Annotated in this window: 21 protein-coding genes; 9 read left to right on the forward strand and 12 right to left on the reverse strand. The window is 40.5% G+C overall.

Annotation, left to right across the window (positions count from 1 at the left end; translation table 11 throughout):
- Positions 1-390: SprT-like domain-containing protein (locus WSC_RS24475; protein ID WP_169315493.1), on the reverse strand; the 390-nt coding region annotated here is incomplete at its 3' end.
- 102 nt (positions 391-492) lie between these two features.
- On the reverse strand, positions 493-1,206 hold the full coding sequence (locus WSC_RS0119630; protein WP_016957667.1) for a SapC family protein: 714 nt from the start codon (positions 1,204-1,206) through the stop codon (positions 493-495).
- Positions 1,207-1,529: 323 nt separating this feature from the next.
- Between WSC_RS0119630 and WSC_RS0119635 the strand changes: the two genes are divergently transcribed.
- Positions 1,530-2,369, forward strand: a complete 840-nt coding sequence (locus WSC_RS0119635; protein WP_016957668.1) for a putative RNA methyltransferase — start codon at positions 1,530-1,532, stop codon at positions 2,367-2,369.
- Positions 2,369-3,058 (forward strand): DNA mismatch repair endonuclease MutH, encoded by a 690-nt coding sequence (gene mutH, locus WSC_RS0119640; protein ID WP_016957669.1) that lies wholly within the window; start codon positions 2,369-2,371, stop codon positions 3,056-3,058. Before WSC_RS0119635 ends, mutH begins: the two co-directional genes overlap by 1 nt.
- A gap of 2 nt (positions 3,059-3,060) precedes the next feature.
- Here the strand turns inward: mutH and WSC_RS23495 are convergent, their stop codons facing one another.
- The 6 genes from WSC_RS23495 to ilvY all read right to left on the reverse strand — a co-directional run bounded on the left by WSC_RS23495 (position 3,061) and on the right by ilvY (position 10,081).
- Positions 3,061-4,206, reverse strand: a complete 1,146-nt coding sequence (locus tag WSC_RS23495) for an HDOD domain-containing protein (protein WP_016957670.1) — start codon at positions 4,204-4,206, stop codon at positions 3,061-3,063.
- A gap of 78 nt (positions 4,207-4,284) precedes the next feature.
- Complete coding sequence (locus WSC_RS0119650) at positions 4,285-4,872, reverse strand: anthranilate synthase component II (protein WP_016957671.1); 588 nt, start codon at positions 4,870-4,872, stop codon at positions 4,285-4,287.
- A 65-nt stretch (positions 4,873-4,937) separates the two neighbouring features.
- Positions 4,938-5,714, reverse strand: a complete 777-nt coding sequence (locus tag WSC_RS0119655) for a thermonuclease family protein (RefSeq protein ID WP_016957672.1) — start codon at positions 5,712-5,714, stop codon at positions 4,938-4,940.
- A gap of 8 nt (positions 5,715-5,722) precedes the next feature.
- Positions 5,723-8,647, reverse strand: a complete 2,925-nt coding sequence (locus WSC_RS23500; RefSeq protein ID WP_016957673.1) for an EAL domain-containing protein — start codon at positions 8,645-8,647, stop codon at positions 5,723-5,725.
- Between the two features lie 171 nt (positions 8,648-8,818).
- Positions 8,819-9,115: a DUF3630 family protein gene (locus WSC_RS0119665; protein WP_016957674.1), complete on the reverse strand. Its 297-nt coding sequence runs from the start codon at positions 9,113-9,115 to the stop codon at positions 8,819-8,821.
- Between the two features lie 84 nt (positions 9,116-9,199).
- A complete protein-coding gene (gene ilvY, locus WSC_RS0119670; protein ID WP_016957675.1) occupies positions 9,200-10,081 on the reverse strand; it encodes an HTH-type transcriptional activator IlvY in 882 nt (293 codons plus the stop codon).
- 158 nt (positions 10,082-10,239) lie between these two features.
- Between ilvY and ilvC the strand changes: the two genes are divergently transcribed.
- From ilvC to WSC_RS0119700, 5 genes are all read left to right on the forward strand, one after another.
- The gene (gene ilvC / locus WSC_RS0119675; RefSeq protein ID WP_016957676.1) at positions 10,240-11,730 is read left to right on the forward strand and encodes a ketol-acid reductoisomerase; all 1,491 of its coding nucleotides are present in this window, start codon (positions 10,240-10,242) and stop codon (positions 11,728-11,730) included.
- 195 nt (positions 11,731-11,925) lie between these two features.
- Positions 11,926-15,240: an MHYT domain-containing protein gene (locus WSC_RS0119685; protein ID WP_016957677.1), complete on the forward strand. Its 3,315-nt coding sequence runs from the start codon at positions 11,926-11,928 to the stop codon at positions 15,238-15,240.
- Positions 15,237-16,232 carry a response regulator gene (locus WSC_RS0119690; RefSeq protein ID WP_016957678.1) on the forward strand — a complete coding sequence of 332 codons (996 nt, stop codon included), beginning with the start codon at positions 15,237-15,239 and terminating at the stop codon, positions 16,230-16,232. Before WSC_RS0119685 ends, WSC_RS0119690 begins: the two co-directional genes overlap by 4 nt.
- Positions 16,233-16,425: 193 nt before the next feature.
- Positions 16,426-16,761 (forward strand): helix-turn-helix transcriptional regulator, encoded by a 336-nt coding sequence (locus WSC_RS0119695; protein WP_016957679.1) that lies wholly within the window; start codon positions 16,426-16,428, stop codon positions 16,759-16,761.
- Positions 16,751-18,025 (forward strand): type II toxin-antitoxin system HipA family toxin, encoded by a 1,275-nt coding sequence (locus WSC_RS0119700; protein WP_016957680.1) that lies wholly within the window; start codon positions 16,751-16,753, stop codon positions 18,023-18,025. Before WSC_RS0119695 ends, WSC_RS0119700 begins: the two co-directional genes overlap by 11 nt.
- A gap of 4 nt (positions 18,026-18,029) precedes the next feature.
- On the opposite strand, the gene WSC_RS0119705 is transcribed toward WSC_RS0119700, so the two are convergent.
- Both WSC_RS0119705 and WSC_RS24480 read right to left on the reverse strand, forming a co-directional pair.
- On the reverse strand, positions 18,030-18,482 hold the full coding sequence (locus tag WSC_RS0119705) for a hypothetical protein (RefSeq protein WP_016957681.1): 453 nt from the start codon (positions 18,480-18,482) through the stop codon (positions 18,030-18,032).
- Positions 18,483-18,578: 96 nt separating this feature from the next.
- Positions 18,579-19,274, reverse strand: a complete 696-nt coding sequence (locus WSC_RS24480) for a DUF4272 domain-containing protein (protein WP_016957682.1) — start codon at positions 19,272-19,274, stop codon at positions 18,579-18,581.
- Positions 19,275-19,583: 309 nt separating this feature from the next.
- On the opposite strand from WSC_RS24480, the gene WSC_RS0119715 reads away from it, so the two are divergent.
- Complete coding sequence (locus WSC_RS0119715; RefSeq protein WP_016957683.1) at positions 19,584-20,666, forward strand: efflux RND transporter periplasmic adaptor subunit; 1,083 nt, start codon at positions 19,584-19,586, stop codon at positions 20,664-20,666.
- Positions 20,659-23,757 (forward strand): efflux RND transporter permease subunit, encoded by a 3,099-nt coding sequence (locus WSC_RS0119720; RefSeq protein WP_016957684.1) that lies wholly within the window; start codon positions 20,659-20,661, stop codon positions 23,755-23,757. The genes WSC_RS0119715 and WSC_RS0119720 overlap by 8 nt, the downstream gene beginning before the upstream one ends.
- Before the next feature lie 46 nt (positions 23,758-23,803).
- Here the strand turns inward: WSC_RS0119720 and WSC_RS0119725 are convergent, their stop codons facing one another.
- Both WSC_RS0119725 and WSC_RS0119730 read right to left on the reverse strand, forming a co-directional pair.
- Positions 23,804-24,274 carry a hypothetical protein gene (locus tag WSC_RS0119725; RefSeq protein WP_016957685.1) on the reverse strand — a complete coding sequence of 157 codons (471 nt, stop codon included), beginning with the start codon at positions 24,272-24,274 and terminating at the stop codon, positions 23,804-23,806.
- A 117-nt stretch (positions 24,275-24,391) separates the two neighbouring features.
- A complete protein-coding gene (locus WSC_RS0119730) occupies positions 24,392-24,760 on the reverse strand; it encodes a hypothetical protein (protein ID WP_016957686.1) in 369 nt (122 codons plus the stop codon).

Below are 24,760 nucleotides of genomic sequence, written 5' to 3' on the forward strand. Positions count from 1 at the left end.
TTCTTCAATTGTACCTGAGCGTTTGCATACCAGCTGATATTTTGCTTGGGTTTTAATCGGTTCACGTGTACGCGGTTTGGGGGTTGCACCAAGTGCCCTTGCCCACTTTTGCCATGGTCTGCCATGCCCTCTATGTCCATCGGCAATATAAGCCAGTGCATGTGCGAGTTCGTGAGCTAGCGTGTCTAACTGCAATTCAATCGGGTTGTGTTCAAGAATATGTGCCGAGATACTTATCTGTTTTTTTAGATAATGGCAGCTACCAAGTTGGCGTTTTCCTTGATTGAATTTTAAAGCGTAGCCTGCTAGTTCTGGGTATCGTTCTACATCGCTTGCAATCAGTTTGTCGAAGCTATTTTTTATCAGATGTTTTTTATCCGTCAGATTCATAAAAACGTACCGAGAAATTTTGGCTGGGTATACAAACAAAAACAGCCCAGCAAATTACTTTGTGGGCTGTTTGTATAATTTTAGTTGTAGCTAAAATTTAACTTATGCGTCAGCTTGTTGCTGTAAACGGAATAAAGATTCCATGTGCTGCATAGAAGTTAAAATTGCATAAATTACTGGTAAGTAACCACGTTTACGCATTTCTAAGAAATCTTCATCAGACAACTCATTAAATTTTTGCTCGTCAAACGCATAGAAACTACCAATGTTCACACGCTCACCGTCAGGCTTGGTGTAACCAACTGTACGTGGTACTAATAATTCTTTTTCAGCGATATAACCCACAAAACCACGGCTTGCAGCTTCACGGTCGATGAAAGAATTCATAAACTCTTTAACTTGAGTTAACACTTCAGCTTCGCTGCCATCTTCTTTAAATAGCGGCTCACCTTCTTCAGTGTTAAACATTTCAGCTTCTTCGTCTAAACATACAACCATGTTTTCATCATTGCCGTTAACTGAAGCAGCAGCGAAAGGATAACGACGGATAGATGCTGGAATATAAGTTGCAGTCCATTGACCATCTTTAATTAATAAATTTTGCTCTTTTTTCAAGCCCAACAAACCAAGTGGATGATACTCGTTGGTTTCTTCGTTTTTGTGGAAAATAATTGGGAAGCTAGAAGACGCTTGTGGAAATTCATGAGCCAATAACGGTGCTACATGGACTGTTTTAGCAAAGTTATAATTCGGTGCGCGCTTAAGCTTAATATCTTTATGTTGGTTTGAGTTGATCGGAACCAATTTTTTAAACATCGGGGTTCTCCATAAATTCTTTGTATTATCGTGCTCGAGTTGAATACTTATTGTCATTATCAACGCGATGTAACTGTGTATAGCTTTAAGCCCAACCGACGTGCAATTGAGTAAAAGGTAGATACTAAGATATGCATTAGCCGAACAATTTCAAGCATAAATTCAACAAAAAGTTAAATTGAGGTAAATGATAGAAGTAAATTCAACCATTCGGGCTATTTTTTAGACGAACAATGCTGAAGCGGCGATAATTTTTGTAACATTTAACCAGCTTCCCGCAAAAACAGTTATAGTACTCACATTAAAAATTAGACGAGTTAGTCATGTCTATTGGATTAATTTGCCCTTTAGATGGCGAAAATTTACATCTGCACAGCAGCCATAAATTCGTGAGCTGTCGCAACAATCATCATTTTGATTTTGCCAAACAAGGTTATTTAAACTTGTTACCTGTGCAGCAAAAACGTTCTAAACAACCGGGTGATGACAAAACTATGGTTGAAGCGCGCTGTCGTTTTTTAAATTCAGGCGTTTACCAACAAATTGCCCAAGCTGCCATTAACTTAACTAAACAAAATCACACTGACGTTAGCTTGTTAGATGCAGGTTGTGGTGAAGGTTATTATTTGCGTCAATTTGCCCTACAGTTACCACAGGCAAAGTTAGCTGGTTTGGATATTTCTAAAGATGCCGTGTTGTCCGCTGCTCGGCAAAACCGACAGCACAATCAACAAGTGCAATATCTAGTTGCGTCGAACAAAAATATTCCTGTAGCGGATAATTCTCTAAGCCACATTTTATGTATGTTTGGTTTTCCGGTTTATGCAGAGTTTGCCAAAAAGTTGCAAACTCACGGCTTATTAATTTGTGTCGATAGCGGCGAAAAACATTTACTTGAATTACGTCAGGCAATTTACCCTGAACTCAAAGCATTTACGCCAATTAACCGTGACAGCGCCATTGCAGCTGGTTTTAAGCTAATTAATACTGAATCAGTGCAATATGCTTATTGTTTAAACCAACAACAAATTAGTGATTTGCTTTTGATGACACCACACGGGCACAAAGGCAATACCGACAAAATAACTGCGCTTAAGCAACAATCTGAGTTTACCCTTGGTATTGATGCACAGATAAGCGTTTGGCAACAAGAGAACCGTTAATGCAAGTTTCTCCTCCAACCAAACCAATAGCCCCACAAACAGAAAGTGAATTAATGCAAAGAGCAGGGCAAATCGCAGGTTTAAATTTAGCCCAGCTTGCTCATCTGGCTGGTGTCGCAGTTCCTGAAAAACTCGACCGTGATAAAGGTTGGACCGGACAATTATTAGAATGGCACTTAGGCGCAACCGCAGGCTCTAAACCTGTACCTGATTTTGAGCATATCGGCATTGAGTTAAAAACCATTCCAGTCGACAGAACTGGTACACCGCTAGAAACCACCTATGTTTGTGTTGCCCCACTCACAGGTATTGCAGGACAAACTTGGCAACAATGTCCTGTACGAGTTAAATTAAATCGAGTTTTGTGGGTACCTATTTTAGCTGAAAGAGGTATAACAATTGCCGAACGAATAGTGGGATACCCTATTTTGTGGTCGCCAACTAAAGCACAAGATCAAGCTCTGCAGCAAGATTGGGAAGAACTAATGGATATGATAGCACTTGGTCAAGTGAGCCAAATTACCGCTAAAACTGGCCAATATTTGCAGATAAGACCAAAAGCGGCCAACAGCCGAGTACGCACGCAAGGTATTGGTTCAAGTGGGCAACAAATTCAAACTTTACCGCGCGGCTTTTATCTGAAAAAAGCCTTCACGTTAGATATTTTACGCCAAGCTATGGCTGGCTAAAGCTATTGTTGTTCTAAACGTAAATTTAAACGGCGCATCGACAACTTGTTTAACTCACCTACTTCTGCTGCGGTAAAATTATTTTCTTTAAAATAAATTTTCGCTTCGTGTGTAGCGATTAAACCATGACGCTGCAACAGCTTGTAACGTGAATAACAGATGCCTTTTTTCATAATCAATGCCAGTGGGGACATTTCTCTCATATCACCTGCGGCAAATTCTTGCATTGGGTTGTGGATCATAAAGCGTTTTAAATCAAAACGTTTTATCAACTCAGCACTTAATCTAGGGGTATGTTCAAGCATAATGTTGCGCAAAGCCTCACCACTAGGTTCAAGCGCACTAATTGCTTCGTGATCGTCTTTTAATCTACGTTCTCGAGCAATTTCAAGTTGCTCTTTCCATACTTTATCAAAAGTACGTAGATACATTCGCACCAAAGCTGACTGACCTAAACCATGAAATGCACCTATGGTAAATGCTATGTTTTGGTCTAAATTGTGAATTAACGCCAAGCGTTTGCACGAAACTGCTGCACCTAAGCCTGTTTCCCACAGCTTGCGTTTCATTAATCTAAATGGCTCTGTACTGTGCGGGATCCATTTACGAATAGCAAAAGTAGGCACAACCATTTTAAGGTTATCTATACCTATATAACTGAGTGCACTTTTCGCTTTGTCTACTCGTATTGGTTTGCCTTCTTTGGTCGGTCGGTAACCTGGTAAATTAACAAACTGCACCATGTCTTGTTCTAACCAAGGCAGGTTCATGACCAAGGGTTCGATACGACCAATATTAGCTGCACGTACGGATAAAATATCTAAAATAGCCGGAATAGAGTCTTGGATATGCAATACATTTTCAAAGATATTGTCGACGTCGCTCAGTTGCTCGACAACCTGATCTGCCACTAACTGGTTAATTTCAAGGTCTTTTTTTTGCCGATGTTTTTCTTTGGCGTGTTCAAGTGCATCACGTTCATTTTTTGCAACTAATTCAACATCTAATAATTGGCGTTGCTCTTGCTCAGTAAACAAATCGGCCATTGCTTGTAGATGAGCACCATTGTGTTTACGTGCAAAATCGTAACTTATTAATAAGTCGTGGAAGCGAGTATTGATTAGATTTGAGTAGCGCGTATCAGCCATGTAGTTGAAATTTTATATCAGATCCGATGAGAGCGTGAACTTGAGTTTAGCTTACTGCTAACCCCATTACCAATGAAATCAAGTTTTACTGCGTGCCGCGACAAAGTTCTGCAAAATATGATGGCCAAACTCAGATAAAACAGATTCTGGATGAAACTGCACACCAAAAATAGGTAAGGTTTTATGCTGCAAACCCATAATCACTTTGTCGCCATTTGCTTCATCGCTCCAGGCTGTCGCATTCAACTCATCTGGTAATGAAGCAGGTTCAACAGCTAATGAATGGTAGCGGGTAACAATAAAGTCGCGGTTAACCCCAGCAAATAAACCTTGATTATTGTGGGAGACCAAAGCAGTTTTACCATGCATTACTTTTGGTGCTTTAATTACTTTGCCACCAAAATGTTGTGCTATGCACTGATGGCCTAAACACACACCTAATATGGGTTTGCGCTCAGCAAAAGCTTGGATGACAGCTAACGAGATACCAGACTCATTTGGTGTACAAGGGCCAGGTGAAATAACAATATGCGAGGGGTTAAGCTGCTCAATTTGTTCGATGGAAATTTCATCATTACGTACCACTTTCACCTTGCAGCCTAGCTCAATAAAATAATGGGCTAAGTTGTAAGTGAAAGAGTCGTAATTATCGATTAATAGAAGCATAAATAACCGCATGCACTAGATGATTTGAAGCGGGCAAAATAACAAATTTAACTCAGTTACGCGAGCTAAAATTGGTTGATTAACTCCCAAGGATTAACAACCTGCCCTTGCCAACGATTATTTTTATAACTAACAGATGAATTAACTATTATTTGTTTGCCAATTAATTCAGAGAAGGTCATTTCTGTAAAATAACGCCTTTTAACGCTATCAGGCACTTGAATATACAACCAATCATTCAGCACCAACCAAGTCGATTGTTGCTGTTCAAAAACGCGGATAACTTTGCCAAGCCAATTTTGTTTAACATCACTGCTAAAACGTGCTTGTTGTGCAGGTTTGGCTTGAAATTCAGCATGTGCCCAAACACCTGATTGTTGTTGTATTGCCAGCTTTTGCGCTTGAAAATAACAGCCCCAAAACATAGTGTTTGGCGCTTGAATATCTAATTGCACAGCGCCCTGCTCTAACAACAATTGTTGAATGTTTTGCCCATCAGCTAAAAACACATGTGCAAGCATGTGATCATCACTGTCGAGCAATTCTTTGTCTAAAACTAACGAAATACTTGGCTGCTCAGCCAAAATATCCTTCAATAACTTACTCGACTGCGCTGACAATTTTAACGCCAGTTCGTCAGTTGCACGGTTTCTAAGTGGCGCTTGTATACCAATTAAACGCACTTGTTGACCACTAGCAAGCTCAATTAAGTCTGCGTCCAACACCTGTTTCACTTTTACTTGGCTATGATAACCCGTGCTACGGCAGCTAGCAGACAGCACGTCGCTAGTAAAAGTTGCGAAAAAAGCGCACAACAAACCTAAATAAACAAACTTGCCCATAAAAATTGTTAGCTTCCCATTTCAAAACGACCACTGCGGCCAAACTTTTTCACGAAGTCATCCAAATTCATTGGTTTAGCAATGCCATAACCTTGGCCATAATTAATCCCTATACCACGTAAATCAGCCAGAATATCTTCCGATTCAACAAACTCTGCAACAGTCTCCATACCTATCGCTTTGGCAACTTCATAAATAGATTTAACCATAGCTCGATCAATCGGGTCGACTAGCATGTCTTTAACGAAACTACCGTCAATTTTTAAGTAGTCCACCGGCAAGTTTTTCAAATAACCATAAGATGAAAAACCACTGCCAAAATCGTCTAATGCAAACGAACAGCCTAAATCTCTAAAACATTTTATAAAACTTAAAGTGGCGTCTAACTGCTGAATTGCCATAGATTCGGTAATTTCAAAACAAATTTTATTGTATGGAATTTTGTAATGGTCAAAACAATCGAGAATATAGTTTTGCATGCTTTCTTCAGCAAGCGACGGCCCTGATAAATTAATTGCACACTTACCGACTTTAGCCATATGCAAAGGGTTATGTTGCAACCAAGCAAAATAATGGTTGATCACCCATTTATCTATTGATGGCATTAAACCGTAACGTTCTGCTGCCGGCAAAAACAATCCAGGTGGCACTAAGTTGTCTTCTTCGTCGAACATACGAATAAGTAATTCGTAATGCAGCATCTCTGTTGGCTGTTGCATGTTGTATATCAACTGAGCTTGCAATGCGAATCTATCATTGGCTAACGCATCGTTAATTTTTGCCACTTGCTGCATTTCGTTGTGACGCGTTTTAACATCTTCATCCGACTCGGTATACGCGTGGATACGATTACGCCCTTTATCTTTGGCTGCATAACAAGCGGTATCGGCAATACTCATAACTTCGTCAATAAAGTGGTTTTCTTCGTTAAGTTCAACCAAACCTATACTGACACCAACGGTAAATACCCGCCCTTCCCAGACAAAACGAAAATCTTGCACAGCTTGTTTTAATTGGAACGCAATCACAAATGCATCATCGCCAATTTTGTTTTTGATCAACACACCAAATTCATCACCACCTAAACGCGCAATTATGCCTTGTTTGTTTAAGATGTCTTTCAATTCATCAGTCAATTGGCGTAATAAGATATCACCCGCTTTATGACCACAAGTATCGTTAACAACCTTAAACTGGTCTAAATCCATGTATAACAGAGTGTGTTTGACTTTAGATTGACTACATTCGATTAAAGCTTCATTTAAAATGCGTTCGAATTCACGGCGGTTTAATAAGCCAGTAAGCGAATCATGCGCCGCTAAAAATTGCAGCTGTTTGTCTGAGCGTTTTTTCTGGCTGATATCAATTAATGATCCAATCAGTGCTGGGCCTTCTGGTGTTTTAGGCTCAAACCTTAAGTTGATAGAAACCCATATTTTTTTACCATTTGTACGACGCCATTGCGCTTCAAAACCATATACACGGCCAAACTCTTTTGCACGTGCAACCAGTTTTTCGCGTTCGTCTGGCGCGACATATAACTCCAGAATATTTTCTATACTATGTGCAAGTTCTTCAAAATTTATGTAACCGACCAGATCACAAAACGCTTTATTGGCTCTGAGTAATCTACCATCCACTGTGGTGGTAAAGTGCCCTTCTACTGCGTTTTCGTATATGTCGTAAAATTGCTCGTAATGATGTAACGCTTCTAACTGTGCTTTTAACCTTTGGCTGCGCTCTTGTTTAATCCGGCTAGATAAAGCCTCAAATATCACGATAAAAGCAAAAAATTGCGAAACCAACAAACTATATTCAGTCACAATATTTCTTGGGATAATGCCAAATCTATTTGCTGCAAAAAGCGCACAAGATAAGGTGATTAAAGAAAAACAAATCACAAAACGGCCAGCGTCTTGATAGCGTTTAACCCAAACGTAAACACCACTTGCGACTAAAAAGCCAGCACAAGCAACAAACATAGCCACTTGCAACTGTATTTGTTGATAATGACTTAAAAACAATCCAGCCAATGCACAAACGGCAAATACGACACATAAACCAATGGCCGATTTATGTAACCACTGGACTTTTTCACGTAAGTGCAAAAATTCTGAGGCAAATAAACACACACCAGCCAAAGAAATACCCAGCGAAAACATAGATAAGTCTTGTGATATGGCTGGATGACTTGGCCATAAAAACTCAATCGGATATCCGGTAGCGGCACTGTAATAAATAAAAAAGAAAGTCGAAAACACAGCATAATATAAAAAACTGACATCTCGATTGAGTACATAAACTATCAGCGAGAAAATAGACAAAACAACCAATAATGCAAGACCAGCGCCTAACCAAAAGCTGTTCGTCGATTTATCTGTGGTCAACCAAGTTTGCTCAACCAAATACATAGGTACCTGCACTAAACCATCGTTCTCAATGCGGATAAAAATTCGCGTTTGGCTGTTGGCTGCCAACTCAAGTGGCACAATAAAATCAGCTGAAGGCAATAAACGCTCATCAATTGATTGGCTTAAATTGGTATCCATAATTTCAACTACACCATTTGTCGAGTCTTGTTGATAAACCGTGATATGGTCGACCAATGGAAATTGATAATCTAAATACAAGGACTGCTGGGTAAAGCTGGAGTTACTAATATCAAAGTAAAACCAATAAGCTTGTTGACTATAGGGTAAAACAGCCACATCTTTGGTGAAGGATTGCCAATCTACTAGCTTAAAGCGTTCAACAACGGTTTGAATATCTACTTGTTGTTCAAGCGATTGATATTTCAGGTATTGTCCCAAAACAACTTTTTTCTGTTGTTTAAGTTGCTCGACAGACAATTGCTGAGCAATCGCAGTTTGTTGCCAAGCAATAAAACCTAGCAAAAATACTACAAGAAGGTAAAACCTTGTTACAAATTTCATGTAAAGAGTCACTTATCTGTTTTTATTGTTTGTTTTAAATGTCTTAGTTATTAGCCCATTAAAGCCTAATTGACCGTCAATTTATAAACCAACAGATACTTGTGAAATACGCAGTGCGTTACAACATCGCAAATATATCTGGTGAAAAAGTGTTATGTGTTTAGTGTGTGTCTAATGTGCGTTATTTTCTACAATTTGTTTAAGTTTAGCCAATAAATATTCACTTGTTTGGTCAAACCAGCAACTTTGTGTTAACTCATCAAAGTGCAAGCATACAATTTGTTGTTCCACTTCTAACCGCCAACAGATTCTGTCGGCACCATACATAGTTTCCTTAAAATTAAATGCATGGTCGTTTAACCAAGCCAAGATAAATTCATCAACATTGTCATAATTTAATCTTTCAGTGAAAGTACATAATATGCCGTCACCAGTTTGCGCAATAGCGATGAGCGTTAGCTGCTGCATAAACCACAAAACCCCTTAATAAAGTTGTAAATAATACCTAATGGTCCAGGCGTAGTCGACACACCAATCGACCGATTGCGAATTTTAACTTGTACAGGCTTCATGCCAAAAAGCCGCAACCAAAGGCTCAACTAAGTGTTTTTGCATGCAACAAACGCCAAGTTCAAAAGGCTCGATATCACCGGCAGCTTCAATACGCACAACTCTTTCGCGTACAGGGCTGTTCTCAATGACAATATCTGGCGCTAAACCAACACCACAGCCGAGTGCCACCATAGATACAATGGCTTCATGCCCTGCCACAGTTGCATAAATATTTGGTTTAATATGATGTGACCTAAACCACTTATCACTACGTGTACGGGTAAAACCTGAATCTGCGATTATAAACGGAATTGATTGCCAATCTGGTTTATCCACATTGAGTTTGTCTTTGACATCACAGTCCATTTTTGGGCCAATGAGCGACATTGAAATGCGGTCAATTGGATGAAAGGCTAAATTATTTGGCATTAAGTCAGGTTTGGCTGACAAAGCGATATCAACTTCACCGCTGGATATTTTTGCCATCGCAAGTGAAGCAGCACCGGTTTCGAGCTGAATTTCAATTTTAGGATGATGCTGACTTAACCGCGCCAAAATAGGAGGTATATGTGAATAACAAGCGGTTACCGAACAAAATACTTTGAGCTGACCGCGTAGCTCATGGCTGTTCACTTGGGTATGTTGTTGAAACTTGTGCCAGTTATCTAATGTTTGCCGTGCAAAGGACAAAAACTGATTACCGGCTTCTGTTAAAGCGACACTTCGGTTGTCACGCTCGAGTAAAATACAACCCGCCTCTTCTTCAAGTTTTTTAATCATACGGCTCAAAGTTGGCGCACTGGTGTGCATAGCCTCTGCCGTTTTAGCAAAGTGCAGGCTTTCAGCTAAATGAATAAAACAACGTAAAGATTTAAGTTCCACCAGCTAGTTACCCATCAATTGACCAAGAGTTATTTGAATCTGACCGAGTATTTCACAATATGAAATACAGTTTTTTAAATATATCACTTTAAGCAACGTCTGTAATTAGGTAAAGTGTGCGCAAATTTTTATCAGGTAAATTCGATAGGATAATCAAGATGGGTCAAAATTATTTCAATACCCTTACTATGGCTGAAAAGTTAGAGCAATTGGGTAAATGTCGTTTCATGGACCGCAGCGAATTCGCAAACGGTTGTGAAGCATTAAAAGGCAAAAAAGTTGTTATCGTAGGTTGTGGTGCTCAAGGTTTAAACCAAGGTTTAAACATGCGCGATTCTGGTTTAGACATTTCTTATGCTTTACGTGAATCTGCAATTGAAGCTAAGCGTCAATCTTGGAAAAACGCTACTGAAAACGGCTTCACTGTTGGTACTTACGAAGAGTTAATTCCGACTGCTGATTTAGTATGTAACTTAACACCAGACAAACAACACACAGCAGTTGTTGGTGCAGTTATGCCATTAATGAAACAAGGCGCAACTTTAGCTTACTCTCACGGTTTCAACATTGTTGAAGAAGGCATGCAAATTCGTGATGACATCACTGTTATCATGTGTGCGCCTAAGTGTCCTGGTTCTGAAGTACGTGAAGAATACAAGCGTGGTTTCGGCGTTCCTACATTGATCGCTGTTCACCCAGCAAACGATCCACAAGGTCACGGTTTAGAGTGGGCTAAAGCATACGCTTCTGCAACTGGTGGTGACCGTGCAGGTGTTCTTGAGTCTTCATTTGTTGCTGAAGTTAAGTCTGACTTAATGGGTGAGCAAACTATCCTTTGTGGTATGTTGCAAACTGGCGCTATCTTAGGTTACGAAAAAATGGTAGCTGAAGGTGTTGACGCAGGTTACGCTTCTAAATTGATCCAATACGGTTGGGAAACTATCACTGAAGCGCTTAAATACGGCGGCATCACAGGTATGATGGATCGTCTTTCTAACCCAGCTAAAATCGAATGTTTCGCTTTAGCAGGTGAGTTAAAAGACATTTTACGTCCATTGTTCCGTAAACACATGGACGACATCATCACAGGTCACTTCTCTAAAACTATGATGGAAGACTGGGCAAATGATGACGTTAACTTGTTAACATGGCGTGCAGAAACTGCTGAAACAGCTTTCGAAAAATCTTCTTCTCAAGAAGCGTCTATCGACGAGCAAGAATACTTCGACAACAACATCTTGTTTGTTGCTATGGTTAAAGCAGGTGTTGAATTAGCATTCGAAGCTATGACTGAAGTTGGTATCATCGACGAGTCAGCTTACTACGAGTCTCTACATGAAACTCCGTTAATCGCTAACACTATCGCGCGTAAGAAATTATACGAAATGAACGTAGTAATTTCTGACACAGCTGAATACGGTTGTTACTTATTCGCTCACGCTGCAGTGCCATTGTTAAAAGACTTCGTAAACGACTTAGACAGCGCGTTTATCGGTCAGTACAAAGCACCTAAGTCTAACTCTGTAGACAACGCTTTATTAGTACGTGTTAACGACGAAATTCGTAACCACCCTGTTGAGTGGGTTGGTCAAGAATTACGTGGTTATATGACTGACATGAAAGCTATCGTTGATAAAAACGAAATCTAATTTTAAGTTTTATACTTAATCTTTAAAAAATGCAGCTTCGGCTGCATTTTTTATTTGAACACCGCCCATTAAATCAGTTACTTTTTCCACCCACTTCACAATATATTTCTGCGCTCATTGATCTCAATCGAGATAAAAGGTGTAATGAGCATATGGTGTAGATAACCATTTTACGAATTAGGTAAAACATTTAGCATGCTCACAGAAATCATCACTTTGTTTGAAATCCCAACCAACAGTTTGTTGACCGATGGTGATTACAACCCATGGTTAGTCGCTCTATCTGTGGTGGTTGCGATATTATCTTCTTTTATGGGATTACAAATTGCTGATTATGCAGCGTCAAATAAAAGTCCATTAAGAAGAAATTTGGCGCTGGCAACTGGTGCATTGGCGCTAGGTGGTGGCGTGTGGTCTATGCACTTTATTGGTATGACAGCATTTAGATTGTGTACTACGGTCGACTACAATATCCCAATTACCGCTCTGTCGGTTATCCCCTCGTTGCTTGCAAGCTGGGTTGCGTTAAGAATTACCAGTAGTGCAAACATAAATGGTAAAACCTTACTAATCGGTGGTGTGCTGGTTGGATCTGGCATAGGCGCAATGCATTACACTGGTATGGCAGCTATGGAAATGGCTCCTTTGCTGCGATACGACATAAGTTTATTTTTATTATCTATAGTGGTTGCGGTTACTCTGTCTGTATTAGCACTTTCAATTAAATTTGCTTTAGGCAAACTAGCAATCCCATACGCAAACTCAACCATAAAAAGCCTCGCCGCAGCGATAGTTATGGGCCTCGCGATAGCCGGTATGCACTACACAGGCATGGCCGCAGCTCGATTTGTATTGCCACCAGGGTTAGAACTGTCTAAACAAACTGGTGAAATTTCCCTGTATCTTGGCTATGGCATAGGTTTTGTCACACTCATGATGATAGGCGCAGTTCTAGTCACTCATTACCTGTTCAAAATTCGTGATTTATCTAGGCAAACTGCCTATAGCGAGCGCCGTATGCGGGCAGTGATGAATACCGCAATAGATGCTATTTTCACCTTAGATAAAAATGGTGTAATTTTAGAAATCAGCCAAGCGTGTGAAGCTTTGTTAGGCTGGACTCAACAGGATATGCTTGGAAAACCGATAGCAGAGTATTTACCAGAAAAATTTCGTACTGAATTTGAAAACCAACTAAATACTGGGGTAAATGCCTTTGTTGGTCGGAGCCGCGAGGTGCAAGTACTCCATCAACAAGGCCACCTTGTTGATGTTCGAGTTTCAGTTGGTACAGTCAAACTAGATAACGAAACCTTATATGTCGCAATAGTTTCTGACTTAACCGAACGCGCAAAGATGGAAAAAGCGCTTAGAGAAAACGAAAGTAAATTCCGTTCACTCATTACCAATATTCCAGGCATAGCATTTCGTTGTTTAGACACTGAAGGCTGGCCTATGCTCTACATCAGTGATGCCGTTGAAAAAATTACTGGTTACCCTGCATCTGACTTTGTCTACCCTCAGCAAACACGTTACTTTTCTGATTTAATCCACCCTGACGATTTAGAGCGCGTATCCGACTATTATAATGAAACTGGGTTGTATGCTTTTGAATACCGTATTATCGACAAACATGGTGTGCAACATTGGTTATTGGAACAAGGTAGTTTAACCAAAGACCCAATCACAGGGGAGAATTGCCTTGATGGTTTTATTATGGACATTAGCGAACGTAAATTTATGGAAGATGAATTACGCATCGCCAAAGAAGAAGCCGAACAAGCAGCAGCTGCCCGTGCCGCATTTACTGCCAATATGAGTCATGAAATACGTACGCCTATGAATGCGATTATTGGTTTTAGCGACATATTATTAGACTCAGAGCTGCCATTAGAACAATACAAACACGTCAAAACCATCAATCATTCAGCAAGATCCTTGTTATATCTGCTGAATGACGTCCTAGACAGTGCCAAACTTGATAAAGGCAAACTTGAACTAGAACAAACGAACTTCAGCTTAGTTGAAGAAGTTGATACTGTGATTTCCACCCTATACCTAGAAGCGCAAAATAAAGGACTACAACTGTATAGCACTATGGATGAAAGTGTCTTACCTTATTATTTAGGTGATCCAAACAGAATTCGCCAAATTTTAACCAACATTATAGGAAATGCGATCAAATTTACATTGGATGGCACGGTTAAAGTTGAAGTGACACAACAAGACAGTGTATCGATCAAAGTGGTCGATACAGGTATTGGTATGTCACCAGAACAAATGAAACAAATATTTGAACCATATACGCAAGCAGATGCGTCTATTAGTCGCAAGTTTGGCGGCACAGGCTTAGGCACAACCATTAGCTTTAAATTAGCCCAACTCATGGGCGGCTCAATTCATGTTACGAGTCAGCCGAATAAAGGCAGTACCTTCGAAATAGTTTTACCACTAGCGCCAGGGGTTAAGCCCAAACAAAAAGTTAAACTAAGTAACCAAGTAAGCTTGCCACAATTACGCATTCTGTTAGTGGACGATATTCAACAAAATATCGACTTGCTTACAGTAGTATTAGAGCGTGACGACCATATTGTAGACAGCTGTTACAATGGTGAACAAGCTTTGACAAAACTACGCAAGAAAAACGATTACGACCTAATCATTATGGATATACAAATGCCGGTTATGGATGGATTAGATGCGAGCATGACTTGGCGTAAATATGAAGTCGAACACGGTTTAACTAGCATACCTATTATTGCATTAACCGCTAGTGTTATGGCTAACGACAAGATGAGAGCTCAACAAGCTGGCATGAATGGTTTTGCCAATAAACCAATAGACCCATTACAAATTAAACAAGAAATGGCTCGGGTGCTCAATATCACGATACCAACAGAAATTTTCCCAGCACATGCGGATACCCAAACAAGCTGCATAGATATCGAAAGGGGTATAAGCCTGTGGGGTGATAAAAATACATTTTTCTCTGAAATACAGCGGTTTATGCAAGATAATCCCAATATAGATTTACAGCTATCAAGCCTAGTGGAGCAACAAAACTGGAGTGAGCTGCAACACTATGCACATAAAATAAAAGGTGTAGCGGGCAATTTGTCACTGCCAAAACTCACCAGTTTATTTAGTCAATTAGAAAGAGTACTAAGACGACGTGACACAAAAACACTGCCAACACTAATAGAGCAAATTGCGCAGCATCAAGCTAAACTGCTAAAAACATGTGAACAAGAAAATATAGCTGAGTCAATTGAAACTCCAGTTGTTGGTCAAACAAATAATCAGTTTGTTAAAATGTTAGAAACTATTAATCAACTAGCGCTTTCGAGCCAAGTTGATGATCAGCTTAACGCAGATCTGCTCAAATTAACTCCGGTTAAATATAAAGATCAACTGAACCAAGCAATTGACCTATTGAATGATTTTGAATTTAAAAAAGCCCTTGGATTAATTCAAAGCATTCAATTAGATGCCGTTGGAGGGCAGTCATGAGCCAAATACCAAATTCAAGCCCAGCAATTTTAGTGGTCGACGATGAGCCAACTAACCTGCGGGTGCTGAAAGGGATCTTGCAACAAGATTACCAGCTGACATTTGCTAAATCAGGTGAAGATGCACTGCAAATAGTCGCAGATAAAAAACCCAATCTGATTTTGCTCGACATTATGATGCCAAATATGTCGGGTTATGATGTATGCCGAAAACTTAAAGCAGACCTCAACACGTCCTCGATACCTATTATTTTTGTTTCCGCATTAAACGATGAACTAGACGAAGCTTTGGGTTTTGAGTTAGGTGCAGTTGACTACATTACCAAACCTGTCTCCCCTGCCATAGTGAAAGCCAGAGTAAAAACCCACTTATCGCTAGTACAAGCGGACGAGCTAAAACGCACGCGTATGCAGGTTATTCAAGTATTAGGTCGTGCTGCAGAGTACAAAGATAACGAAACAGGTATGCATGTAATTCGCATGAGCCACTACGCAAAAATATTGGCTAAAGCGATAGGTTTGTCTGAGTTTCAAGCAGATAAGATAATGCATGCAGCGCCTATGCATGACATTGGTAAAATTGGTATAGCCGATAATATTCTGCAAAAACCAGGGCGCTTAACCGACGAAGAAATGGCGGAAATGCGCAAACACCCTGAAATAGGCGCAGAAATTTTAGGTGAATGTGAATCTGGATTACTTAAACTAGCCCAATCAATAGCGCTAACTCATCACGAAAAATGGGATGGCACAGGTTACCCAAATGGTCTAGCAGGTGAAGATATTCCATTAGAAGGTCGTATTGTCGCCCTTGCTGATGTATTTGATGCATTAACCAGTGAGCGTCCGTACAAAAAAGCTTGGTCAATTGAAAAAACGGTTGAATTTGTCCAGTCACAAAGTGGCATTCACTTTGATCCAAAATTAGTTACTGCACTCGTGCAAAACTTGCCAGAATTTTTAGTAATAAAAGAAAAGTGGCAAGAAGTTTAAAACGACATATATTAGCTTGTAAAAATTAGTCACTAAAGCAGATTGCCCCTCCATCTCCAGAACAGAAAAGAACAACAATGAACATTAAAACAGACGCTAACACAGTTACCGTCTGTTTTATTGTGCATTAAATTGATTTACTGAGTTATCTAGCCTATAGTTTGTACAATCATAAAGAGCTATTGGTTTCATAATGAGCAAAGTTAAATATAACTTTAGCAAGCAAACATTGTATGCGCTTGAGCACTATGCAAACTTATTGAAGATTGCACGTAAAAATAGAAATATGACAGTTGTTGAACTCACCGACAAACTAGGTGTTTCACGCACGACCGTGGACAAAATACTAAAAGGCGACCCAACCGCAAACATAGGGTACTACTTTGAAGCTTCACGCATTTTAGGGGTAAATCTATTCAACCAAGAGCCATCTAGACTCGAAGTAAGCAAACGAAGCTCTGACAAAATAGACTCTTTACTTCCAAAACGAATCAGGAATAAGAAAGAGGTTTTAGACAATGACTTCTAACAACACTTGCTATGTATGGAAATGGCTCAAAGGGAAAACGGAACCTGTGGTGGCAGGAATCATCCGAATTGATAACAACGGTGAAATGAGCTTTCGCTACGGTAATTCATACCTGCAACGCAACGATAAAGAGCCAATCTATGCCGAAGAATTGCCGTTAATTGGAGAACAAATGTTTGCTGGCAATATCGGGTTGATAAATTTTTCATCTATTCGCGATGCTGCTCCAGACGCTTGGGGGCGCCGTGTTATTCACAGTAAACTAGAACTAGACCCTGATCAGTTTTTAGATGAAATGACCTATATGATGAATTCCTCATCAGACCGTATTGGCTCTATAGATTTCCAGTCATCACCAACCCAATATGAAGCAAGAGACGTCGAGCAAGCCACTCTTGCTGAATTGCAGAGCGCTGCGGATATCATTGCAGCTGGTCAAAAGTTACCCATTGAATTAGACAAAGCTCTATTACATGGAACCGCTTTGGGTGGAGCAAGACCAAAGGCCATGATCATCGACAATGACGCCAAATATATCGCCAAGTTCTCCACATCCACAGACACATACGATATCGTTAAGTCTGAGTACATAGCTATGAAATTGGCAACGCTGTGTGGTATCAATGCAGCAGAAGTAAAACTTGTCCATACAACTGGGAAAGATGCCTTGCTGGTAAAACGCTTCGATCGCGAAAAAGTAGCAGGTAACAACTGGTATCGCCAGTCTATGATTTCAGGATTAACCGTTCTACAACTGGATGAGAGCATTGCTCACTACTCAAGCTACCCTGAAATAGTTGAGAAAATGCAACGTTTATGTAAATCATTCAGTGAAGACGCTACAGAGTTATACAAACGAGTTGTTTTTAACGTATTGATTGGCAATACGGATGATCATGCAAGAAACCATGCGTTTTTCGTTGACGGGGAGCAACTATTGCTAACGCCTGCTTATGACATCTGCCCACAAAACCGCACAGGTGGCGAAGCTGGACATGGAATGATCATTCACAAAGGTTCAAATAAATCTACAATCAAAAACTGCCTACTTGCCGCCCCGACTTTCCACGTTTCACCTAAAGATGCACTTAAGATCATTGAAAACCAAATTAAAACGATCAACCACAAATTTGAGAATTTGTGTGATGAAGCGAATCTATCGCCAGAAGGCCGTAGAATCCTGTGGAAGCGCGCTGTACTTAACGATTATATTTTCTATGAACACGACGAACTCAAAGAGTTGGTAACTTATCAATTACCTTAGTCGATTAGTAGGATCTATCACTACCACCTGAGCGGATACGCTCTATTAGCAGAGTATCGTTAATAACTCCGCGAATTGGGTACTTCATTTGTTCAGGTGATAGCTTACCAATTCGCTCGTCATTTTCTCCATCCCATAACCACCATACCTCTACTACTCCTGATTGATTCGCGACACCAGCACGAAAAGTTGGAAACGTTTTAAATTCGTCTTTGATTGGTAAATTACCAACAATATTTACGATTCCTCGATTCACAGCAGCACCAAGCGGAAAAAACGTTGTAAATTGCAACTCGAATGTGGACAACTCACTAACATTTCTGACTTTTTCTTGAACTTGAAACACTCGCAATAAAGCACCATATTGTTTGTGCTTATGTGTATATTGAGCGTATCCATACCCAGTACCAGACAGTGGAATCTCAATTATATCTCCTATTTTTGGACGTTTATTCATAGGGCACCTCTGAGAGCTAACACCGCCTGAGGCGATTCATCTGCAAGCGCTGAAACGGAGAGTTTTCGACGAAGTATGTGTTCCTGGCACGTCATATTAAGTATCCGTTGTAATTTCATCCCATTCCTGTCCGCAGTAACCCATTAACCAATTTATTGCATAATGCCTTTCTTGTACCAAGCCCGGAATAATCGCATCAGGGAGTGGCCGGCTATTTATTTGCGCGTCTCGAATTTCCCAATGGGCTTGATAGATCAACTCATTGACATCATATATTTCATCTTCAGAACGAAGCTCTGACGATTCAAGGAATTCCCTCGTGCTTTTTAAGTAAAAGCTGCAAACCGATTTAATTTTTTGTACGTCACACAGCTCAATGAAATTCGATACTGAAGGTATTTTTTGGAGCGCCCATAGCAGGAGATAAAGAGCTTCAACCCTCCAGGTTGCATTGACCTTCTGTTGTTCTGTAGGGCTTGCAGTCTCAAGCAACACCTTCTCTTCGGCAGATACAACCCTCCATAGATCTTGATTTTTAAGCCAATCTACAATTTCTGCTCTATCTTCACCATGACCTGCTGACACAACGCCAAATAACACAACGCATCGTTGAGCACATGCTAAAGCCGTCTGAAATTCGTCTTCAAAATCATCCTCTTTATCGCCGTCTTCCGCTGAAACAAGCCCATAAACATACGAATTATCAAAGCCACACTCTTTACAAATAGCATTGTCGAGATTTAAGGTTTTATCTTCCTTATCACAATTTGTGCAAAACACATTAGCTCCCATTAATACCTTGAAATTTGTTAATAATAATTCAAACTTGCAGAATTACTCAAGGATCGTTCAATGACTCATAAAATAATTAATTTCAAAAACTTAGAGTATTTAAAATTAAAGTCAATCTCAGCTCCCAACTATATGTACTAGAATCTTCATTCATCTAAAAACGAATTGACCCATTACGCAAACGAACATCGAAACAAAAGCAACTAGCTTTACAGGATTTTTACACTTAAGGGGATTAAAGTTGCTGAGTGAATAGCATATAGTGGCAGGCAAACATCTTGATTTTATTTGTCTATTTAGGCCCTTGTTATGTCTATTTTAAAGTCTAAACTCATCCACCCTTTCTGTTGGTTATCTTGCCTAGTTTTGTTGTTATCTGCCTGCCAATCAGAAGAAACACCAGCAGCTAAAAGCAAAAGTATTAACGCTGAACCTGTGTTAACTCAAGCGGTTAGGTGGCAGCAGCAATCGGTCGACATAACCGCAGTTGGCACCTCAAGGGCATTAAAATCAGTTGTTTTGTATCCAAGAATTAGCGGCATTATCGACTCGATTAATGTGCAAGCTGGCAGCAAAGTAACGGCGGGTAAAACCTTAGTACAGTTAGACTCTAGCGAACAGAGTTTATTGCTAAAACAAGCACAAATCACCTTAGATGATGCAAAACGAACTTACGATAGATATCACTCAGCCATTAGCAGTGGTGGTGTTACTCAATCTATTTTAGATGAAGCAAATACCGAGCTTGCCAGCGCACAAGTTGCGCAAAACCGCGCTAAAGTTTTATTGGATTATCATCAAATAAAAGCCCCTTTTACCGGCCATGTAGGCATTACTCAGCTAGACCCCGGCGCATATATAGATACACAAACACCTATTGTCAGCTTAGACGATAGAAGTGCATTGCTAATAATGTTTGAGGTCGCCGAAGCTTATTATCCACAGATAGCCGTCGGACAAAAAATTGCTGTAGCGCCTTGGCAAAATGCCAGCCAAATTGAACAAGCAAATGTAGTGGATATTGATAGCCGCGTAGACCCACAAAGCCGCACCTTTACTGTTCAAGCTAAGTTAGACAACCCGCTAGACAAATACCGCCCGGGCATGAGTTTTAAAGTTATGCTGAGTTTAATTGGTGGTGAATATCCACTGGTGCCAGAAACTGCTTTGCAATGGGGTGGAGATGGCGCTTACGTTTGGCAAATTGTTGATGAACACGCCACACGTTTGCCTGTTGTGGTAGTACAAAGGCTTAAGGGTGAAATTTTAGTTGAAGGTGAATTACCTAGCGGCAGCATAGTGGTTAAAGAAGGCATTCAACGTATGCGTGAAGGTAAAAAAATTACCGATGTAACCGCGCAAGTTCAACAAAGGTTATTAGGCAATGAGTGAATTTATTAAAGACGATTTAGCCTCGTTAAGCGTTCGCCGCCCTTTTCTAATTTTAGTTATTAACTTATTAATTGCGCTGGCAGGTTTAGCCGCACTCTCGTATGTGGAAGTACGTGAATTACCGGATGTCGACCGCCCAATTGTTTCGGTGCGCGGTGTTTTGCCCGGTGCTACACCTGAAACTATGGATGCCGAAGTCACCGCTATTATTGAAGGTGCGATGGCGCGAGTGTCGGGCATCAAAAATATTCGCTCATCTAGTGAAGAAAATAACTTTCGCATTCACGCAGAATTCACTTCAGAAACCGATTTAATGACTGCAGCATCAGATGTACGTGAGGCAGTTAACCAAGTTCAGCGCGAATTACCCGACAATGTTGAGCGCATCAGTGTAGTGAAAGCACAAGACGATGCGCGGCCTATTATCAATATCGCCATTACCAGCCAGCATTTAAAACAAGAAGAACTCACCCGCATTATTGAAAAAGACATAGTGCCAGAAATTATTGGCATAAATGGTGTTGCCGATGTGCCATTATTTGGCGATAGAAAACGTGTATTGCATGTGGTATTGAACCCTTTGCGTTTAGCCAGTTTTGGATTAACGGTAAATGATTTAGCCGATGTATTGCGCGATGCACCACTAGATGTACCAACTGGAAGTTTTCGTGCGCAAGACCAAGAATTGTTAGTGCGCGCCAATGCAACCACAGTAACTGAAGAACAAGTTAAAAATATCATCATCAAAGGCACTACGCGTATTGGTGATGTTGCACAAGTGTATTTTGGCCCTGAAGATGTCGACTCGCTGGTTTACTTAAATAAAAATCCTGTTATAGGTTTAGGGGTTATTCGTCAGGCTCATTCCAATACTATTGAAATATCCGACCGTGTAAACCAAGTAGTTGAACGGCTCAACAATAAGTTTGACGATATTGAACTGACCATTACCTCGGATAATGCAGTTTTTATTAAAAGTTCAGTCAGCGAAGTTCTAACCAGCTTAGCCTTAACTATAACTATAGTAGTCGCCTCTTTGTGGCTATTTTTAGGTAGTTTGCGTGCGACGCTGATCCCAAGTACCGCAATTCCATTAGCACTAATTGGCACTTTGGCGGGCATCTGGTTAATGGGCTTTTCTATTAATATCACAACTTTATTAGCCATTGTTTTAGCCACAGGTTTGGTGGTAGATGATGCGATAGTTGTATTAGAAAATATTCAACGTTTAAGTTTACAAGGGTTAAAACCTAGAGCCGCGGCAGTGTTAGGTACACGCCAAGTAATATTTGCAGTTATCGCAACCACAGCTGTGTTAGTCAGTGTATTTGTGCCGATTGCTTTGATTCCGGGCTCTGCCGGTAAAATGTTCCGTGAATTTGGTTTTGTTTTAGCTTGTGCGGTCATTATTTCGTCTTTTGTTGCTTTATCCATAGTGCCTGCAATGGCGGCGCGTTTCCCATTGGTAAAAGCGAAAAAATCGGCGCAGCCAAATTTACTTGCGCGTTGTGGCCTAGCTTTGGCAGGTTTATACGGGCGCTCAATTCACTTTGTATTAAATCACGCTATTTGGTTTTTCTTACTCGCGTTAGCTTCAGCCATTGCCGCTGGGTGGGTTTATCCAAAACTGGCTAATGAGCTATTGCCAAGTGAAGACCGTGGCGTCTTGTATGTAGATGCAACCGGCCCTGATGGTGTGGGTTTAAATTATATCGCCCGCCAAGCAGAACAAATTGAGGCCATAGCAGAGCCGTACATTCAGCAAGGCATAATTACCGATATGTTCACAACCGTGGGGCGTTACGATCCTAACCGTGCACAAGTGATGCTGCCGTTTGTACCCTGGGAACAAAGAACCGTTAGCCAACAAACGGTTATGGCGGAAATTACCCAACAAGTAAGTCAAATACCCGGCGCACGTGTACGTGTTGGCAGCCCAAATAGTTTAGCGATTCGTGGCAATGTGGGTGGCATTGAAGTGGCGTTATTAGGCAATGACTATAACGACATTTATGCGGCGTCTTTAGCTATGGCAGATGCAATTAATGAACAAAGTAGCCACATTAGCCAACCGGATATTTCTTATCGCCCTACCCAACCACAATTGTCGTTAGAAATAGACAGACGCCGCGCCGCTGATTTAGGGATATCGCTGAATGAAATTGCCAATACCTTACGCGCAGTAGTAGATGGCTGGGATTTGGTGGATTTAAGCATTGCCGATGAATCAATACCAATTATGTTAGAAACTTCATCAACACGAGTTTCATCACCACAAGATTTAGCCAACTTGTATGTTTCAAGCGCTTCCGGTCGTCAGTTACCACTTTCAAGTGTTGTGACTATGAAAGAAAATAGTGTTGCTGCGGAATTAGATCGCCACGCGCAGCGCCGCGCTATCGAAATTAAAGCAAACGTTGCTGAAGGTTATCCACTAGCTGATGCGATGCAAGAAATGCAGGATATTGCCAAACAAGTGTTACCTGACGATGTGCACATGATATTTTTAGGCGAAGCACAAACACTAGAAGAAACCTCCAACGAAGTAGCCTTTACTTATGCAATTGCTTTGTTAGTGGTATTTTTGGTGTTGTGTGCGCAGTTTGAAGGTATCGCCAGCGCTATAAATGTAATGACTGTAGTACCTTTTGGTTTAGCCGCAGCAATCTACGCTTTATGGTTAACCGATACCAGTGTGAATATTTATTCGCAAATTGGTTTAGTAATGTTGATTGGTTTAATGGCCAAAAATGGCATTTTGATTGTAGAGTTTGCCGACCAATTACGCGATAAAGGTTTAGATATACGCCAAGCGATTGAACAAGCCGCCAATGTGCGTTTACGACCCATTGCCCTGACTATGGTTTCAACCATACTGGGTGGTTTACCGCTTATTTTAAGCGCGGGTGCAGGTGCAGAAGCGCGTAGCGCCATTGGTTGGGTAATGTTTGGTGGTTTAGGTTTAGCTGCGTTATTTACTTTGTATTTAACGCCTGTTGTGTATTTAGCCACAGCTAAATTCCACAAACCAAGAGGCCATGAACAAGCGGCGTTGGAACAAGAGTTACAACAAGTTGAGCAAGTGCATTAAGAGGTCAACTTACCGTGTTTTGTAGAATAGGGTAGCAAAGGCTACCCTACAAACAATTAGAACTCTCAGGGCACAGATAAACAGAGTAAAGCACCCCATTATCTGCTCCGCATCCGGTGTTTAATTTAAACTCAATATTCTTAGTGACAAACGAATCATAGCCTTCTGCTGTCACTTCCAAATTAATTAAGAATTCGGATGCGTTGAGAGACAAAGTTGTGTAGTAAGCACCTGTCAGTGAATTTGAAAGACCATCATCTTCTGGAATAAACTGCGCATATTCCGCCACGCTGTCCGTTTCATTCTCAGAGATGACCAAGACCGTCGCATTTTCGATGATAATCGACTCATCTAACGAATCGTAAACAAAAACGTTAATCCCTGGAGCGAAAAAACCAGTACAGGTTTCAATAGGATCTTCTTCCGTTAAGCCAACCTCACTATCAGATTGACACCCAACAAGGTTTATAAGTAGCCAAATTGGAACGAATAAAAAAAGTGATTTGAGTTTAGCCAAAAGAATTCCTTATTATTTTGAGCCTTTGTTATAGCTCAATAATATGATGGCCAATCACATTGTGGTATGTTCATTTTGTAATTGATTGTTATCAAGAATTTTCAACTTAACAAAAAATCATTTCCTAAACTTAGCTTCACAGTACTCTTTTGCATACACTAAATACTGAGGCTTTTTCCTCGCATGCGCCAACGTTACAACACAGTACAACCTCCCTTCAAATAGAAGAAGATCAGATATACTGCGAGCACGCACTAACTTACCAGAAGGTAGCTCAAATTCACCAAAACGAGCTCGGGCCTTTCCGTACGTATAATTTCCTTTGAACACCAGCGTGTTTCGCTCAACTTCATAAAACACATCACTTTTGTGTTCAAATTGAAGCAACCAATAAATCACGCTGGAAATAAGTAAAACGCAAGCCGAAAACATCAGCCAGTATTTAATTAAGACTTTGCGTTTAATACGGACTCGATAATTGGTCAT

Source organism: Catenovulum agarivorans YM01, from assembly GCF_000281085.1.
Taxonomy (GTDB): Bacteria; Pseudomonadota; Gammaproteobacteria; order Enterobacterales; family Alteromonadaceae; genus Catenovulum; species Catenovulum agarivorans.

Excerpts from the sequence above, each read along its gene's own strand:
- WSC_RS0119630 (WP_016957667.1), bottom strand. The coding sequence starts at position 1,206 with ATGTTTAAAAAATTGGTTCCGATCAACTCAAACCAACATAAAGATATT.
- WSC_RS0119635 (WP_016957668.1), top strand. The coding sequence starts at position 1,530 with ATGTCTATTGGATTAATTTGCCCTTTAGATGGCGAAAATTTACATCTG.
- mutH (WP_016957669.1), top strand. The coding sequence starts at position 2,369 with ATGCAAGTTTCTCCTCCAACCAAACCAATAGCCCCACAAACAGAAAGT.
- WSC_RS23495 (WP_016957670.1), bottom strand. The coding sequence starts at position 4,206 with ATGGCTGATACGCGCTACTCAAATCTAATCAATACTCGCTTCCACGAC.
- WSC_RS0119650 (WP_016957671.1), bottom strand. The coding sequence starts at position 4,872 with ATGCTTCTATTAATCGATAATTACGACTCTTTCACTTACAACTTAGCC.
- WSC_RS0119655 (WP_016957672.1), bottom strand. The coding sequence starts at position 5,714 with ATGGGCAAGTTTGTTTATTTAGGTTTGTTGTGCGCTTTTTTCGCAACT.
- WSC_RS23500 (WP_016957673.1), bottom strand. The coding sequence starts at position 8,647 with ATGAAATTTGTAACAAGGTTTTACCTTCTTGTAGTATTTTTGCTAGGT.
- WSC_RS0119665 (WP_016957674.1), bottom strand. The coding sequence starts at position 9,115 with ATGCAGCAGCTAACGCTCATCGCTATTGCGCAAACTGGTGACGGCATA.
- ilvC (WP_016957676.1), top strand. The coding sequence starts at position 10,240 with ATGGGTCAAAATTATTTCAATACCCTTACTATGGCTGAAAAGTTAGAG.
- WSC_RS0119685 (WP_016957677.1), top strand. The coding sequence starts at position 11,926 with ATGCTCACAGAAATCATCACTTTGTTTGAAATCCCAACCAACAGTTTG.
- WSC_RS0119690 (WP_016957678.1), top strand. The coding sequence starts at position 15,237 with ATGAGCCAAATACCAAATTCAAGCCCAGCAATTTTAGTGGTCGACGAT.
- WSC_RS0119695 (WP_016957679.1), top strand. The coding sequence starts at position 16,426 with ATGAGCAAAGTTAAATATAACTTTAGCAAGCAAACATTGTATGCGCTT.
- WSC_RS0119700 (WP_016957680.1), top strand. The coding sequence starts at position 16,751 with ATGACTTCTAACAACACTTGCTATGTATGGAAATGGCTCAAAGGGAAA.
- WSC_RS0119705 (WP_016957681.1), bottom strand. The coding sequence starts at position 18,482 with ATGAATAAACGTCCAAAAATAGGAGATATAATTGAGATTCCACTGTCT.
- WSC_RS24480 (WP_016957682.1), bottom strand. The coding sequence starts at position 19,274 with ATGGGAGCTAATGTGTTTTGCACAAATTGTGATAAGGAAGATAAAACC.
- WSC_RS0119715 (WP_016957683.1), top strand. The coding sequence starts at position 19,584 with ATGTCTATTTTAAAGTCTAAACTCATCCACCCTTTCTGTTGGTTATCT.
- WSC_RS0119720 (WP_016957684.1), top strand. The coding sequence starts at position 20,659 with ATGAGTGAATTTATTAAAGACGATTTAGCCTCGTTAAGCGTTCGCCGC.
- WSC_RS0119730 (WP_016957686.1), bottom strand. The coding sequence starts at position 24,760 with ATGACCAATTATCGAGTCCGTATTAAACGCAAAGTCTTAATTAAATAC.